Annotated in this window: 2 protein-coding genes and 1 pseudogene; 2 read left to right on the top strand and 1 reads right to left on the bottom strand. The window is 38.6% G+C overall.

The genetic code is table 11. The annotated features are described in order from the left end of the window. Positions 1-1,329 precede the first annotated feature (1,329 nt). Positions 1,330-1,995 carry a TetR/AcrR family transcriptional regulator gene (locus tag V7K30_RS04165; protein ID WP_334997401.1) on the top strand — a complete coding sequence of 222 codons (666 nt, stop codon included), beginning with the start codon at positions 1,330-1,332 and terminating at the stop codon, positions 1,993-1,995. Between the two features lie 123 nt (positions 1,996-2,118). Here V7K30_RS04165 and V7K30_RS04170 read toward each other — a convergent pair. After that, positions 2,119-2,378 (bottom strand): annotated as a pseudogene (locus tag V7K30_RS04170) (MotA/TolQ/ExbB proton channel family protein); the annotation flags it as partial. Between V7K30_RS04170 and V7K30_RS04175 the strand changes: the two are divergent. Beyond that, positions 2,302-2,577, top strand: a complete 276-nt coding sequence (locus V7K30_RS04175) for a hypothetical protein (RefSeq protein WP_334997403.1) — start codon at positions 2,302-2,304, stop codon at positions 2,575-2,577. The pseudogene V7K30_RS04170 and the gene V7K30_RS04175 sit on opposite strands and share 77 nt — an antisense overlap. The last annotated feature ends 280 nt before the right edge of the window (positions 2,578-2,857 follow it).

Raw genomic sequence — 2,857 nt, forward strand, 5'->3', positions numbered from 1 at the left:
TTAATATATATGTGCTTCTCCCGTTCGGGAATGGATTCGTCGCACTTAAACAACTTCATTGGCATGGCTGATTGCTCCTTGTGCAATAGCTGATATCAAGAAATCTGCTTGAATATTTGTATTCTCCGAAGAGAACTTCTTTGACTTCCTTGATTTCAAAATCCTATCAATCTTTTTAATTAATAATAGTAACTCTGATAACAATAGCAAAAATTAATATTGAATAAATCGCGATGAATCCATTAATAAATAGACAGTTCTGTCTAGATTCAAAAGCATGGCTATTCATATATATATCATAGGTTTAGCAATGTAAATAGACAGACCATTCTAACTATAAATCCAGAGATAAATAATTGAGTTTATATCTTATTTATCGATGTTCCACTTGGATGAATCGGCGATATTTGCTCAACTCTAAACAACAGAATAACGCAATTATCGGCTTTGAAGCTCTCTAGCTAAGGCAGTCTGGTCTTGCGGGTTTCCCCCAGGAAGAACTGCCGTGATGACTAATTGTAACCACGAATACTGTTTGTAAATTAATTGGTCAGCGCAAGTAAATCGGCCAGATGTATGATATTCTTGATTTATAGGGAATCTAAACCACTTCACGCACAAAGGATCTCCAAGCACTTGCGCTGTAGTGATGAAACCAAATCCCATAAGTTAACCAATTGTTTGATGAACTGATGGTCTTACTCCACAAGTTTCTGGAGGATTGTGGAAGTACCTGATCTGTAGCAGTTCTGGAGTTCGGGGGGACTTTGGTCTGCTTGCAGTTCATCAATCACTTTTGGGAAAAACCGTTTATTCTTTACAGATAGTTTTTTCTTAAGTCCTCAGAAAGAATCGAAGCTTTGGCGAATGAAAAAATAGAACAAGCAATCGATAAATAACAGTATTTGCGATTTAAGCAACTGGATAAAACAAACTTAATTCAACATCCAGATGGATGAAATAACCTGGTGTTTAAAACGAATCGAATAATAGTTAAGAGTGTTTTTTTAATTATTGTTATTTTCTGCTGCTGATATACATTGTCGCAGAGAGTTAAAAAATATAAGACTCCTATCTGATTTTTGAACAATATTTTAGATAAAATTGGCTTTTCAATCTTAGTATGTTTTCAAAAATCAAATCAGAGTCCTATATTTTAAAACCTGAGTATAATGACACACTTGTTTTGATAGTTACAGTGTATACAATAGCTCACTATAAAAAGCTAGTTTAGCTTGAAGTTTAACCAATCTTTAAATTGGGAAAATCTTTGTCAGTATTATTGATGAAGTATTTAAAAGTTACAATTTATTCAAGGATGCGATCTAAATGACTAAACCGAAAACAACCCGTAAATCTGTTCACGATCGCATCCTAAGTACAGCATCGGGCTTGTTTTATCGAGAAGGAATTCGCAACGTTGGCATTGACAGAATTGTTGCGGAATCTGGTGTTGCTAAAATGTCGCTCTACAATCATTTCAAGTCAAAAGATGCCTTGATTGAAGCGTGGCTGCGACAACAGGATCAAGAATGGTGCGAATGGCTCAAAACCACGATTGAGCAACGAGCTTCTAACCCATCCCAACAACTATTGGCAATATTTGATGCGTTACGGGAATGGTTTGAGGGGCCAGATTTTCGAGGTTGTGCATTCATTAATGCTTCAGTGGAACTAGCCAATGCTGACCATCCTGGACATCGAGTGGCATTGGAGCATCAACAATCGATCTACCACTACATCAAGAGCCTAGCTCAAGCCGCAGAAGTTTTATCACCAGAACAGTTAGCGCGACAACTGCTTCTGTTGGTGCAAGGTGCGATCGTGGTTGCCATGATGGAAGGAAGTTGGTCAACCGCTTCACAGGCGAAAAAAGTGGCGGCAATGTTAATCCAGGCTGCACCAAAATCCGGCGTTACCGAAACAGTGCTGATTGAGAATATGAATTTATCTAATGCAGAGACGCAGAGGCACAGAGAGAATGAGGAGTTTTAAATTTTAATAAATAGATATCATCTGTTGTTTGTACAATGCCAAATCGTCTATGTTTTTTAAACAAAATGTGCATCTTTAGGATTGTAGGATTGCGATCGCAGAACTTTTCAGTCTACTGAAATTTTGCTCATTTTTTGGTAAAGCTAAACGAAATTCTTCTGGAGTTGGTTCTTCTAATTTCAACGCTGCTAAAAAAACCGTACGAGGGGTAAATCAACATTTTGTCGGAGTCTATCTATTGCAGCCACTACATTCTCTAACTGATAAAGTTTTAATACCTCTCTAATTACACGACTTTGACGGCTATTGACTCTCACCCAAAACTTAACACATTCAATAATTAACGCCACCGCCAATATAGAAAATACCAATAGCGGCCACATAACTACGCCACCAGCAATGAAGAGTGCTGAGTTCCGAGTTCCCAGTGCTGAGTTAAAAGACCGCCCACAAGGGGCGGGGTATCAACCAACTCAGGAATACAAAGATTCCGCCACGCCACTTGCTCTACTTGGCTACAAGCCAAGTAGAGCAAGTGGCTCCACAAGGGGCAGGGCTTTTACCATAGTGCAAAAGTACTGAGTACTCTTCTTACTCAGCACTCAGTACTGAGTATGGTAAACAGATTTTTAATTCCCATCTAAAATATGGCGCAGAGACTCCTATGACATCACCTCAGCGATGTTGCCGTAGAGGAACGCCGTCCTCCGATAAAATTTACAGTTGAATGATTCCCGCTCAAATCGCTAATACTAAAAGAAATACAGCTATAGGACTCCTATTTGATTTTTGAAAAAACTCCGTACATCTGGAGAGTAGCGAAATCAAAGGTAGTGTGTCGGATAAACCACTCAAACATCCA

Origin of the sequence: Nostoc sp. (assembly GCF_036917655.1) — a bacterium.
Taxonomy (GTDB): domain Bacteria; phylum Cyanobacteriota; class Cyanobacteriia; order Cyanobacteriales; family Nostocaceae; genus Nostoc.

What these genes read in the sequence shown, in the direction of transcription:
- V7K30_RS04165 (WP_334997401.1), top strand. Translation starts at nt 1,330, where the DNA reads ATGACTAAACCGAAAACAACCCGTAAATCTGTTCACGATCGCATCCTA.